Genomic DNA, 377 nt, shown 5'->3' with positions numbered 1-377 from the left:
GTGTAGACGCGGGTGACGCAGCCGATTCCGGTGAGCGGGTAAGTGCAGGCCTCGACGATCTTGGATGCGCCGTCGCGGGTCAGGAGCGTCATCATGACGAAGACGTCCTTGGCGCCTGTGGCGAGGTCCATGGCGCCGCCGACGGCGGGGATCGCGTCCGGCGCCCCGGTGTGCCAGTTGGCGAGGTCCCCCGTGGCCGAGACCTGGAAGGCGCCGAGGACGCAGATGTCCAGGTGCCCGCCGCGCATGATCGCGAAGGAATCCGCGTGGTGGAAGTAGGACGCCCCGGGAAGCTCGGTCACGGGGATTTTGCCGGCGTTGATGAGGTCGCCGTCGATCTGGTCCCCGGCGGCTTCCGGGCCCATGCCGAGCATGCC

At 69.2% G+C, this 377-nt stretch carries 1 protein-coding gene; it reads right to left on the bottom strand.

The window, feature by feature from the left end; all coding sequences use genetic code 11:
- Positions 1-377, bottom strand: a 377-nt coding sequence (locus tag AC1U89_RS24990; RefSeq protein WP_479902304.1) for a CoA-transferase, incomplete at both ends; no start/stop codon positions are given.

The sequence above is a fragment of the Caulobacter sp. 05T431 genome, from assembly GCF_056665975.1.
Note: the sequence above shows the minus strand (reverse complement) of the source record. Positions and strands in the feature narration are given on the sequence as shown.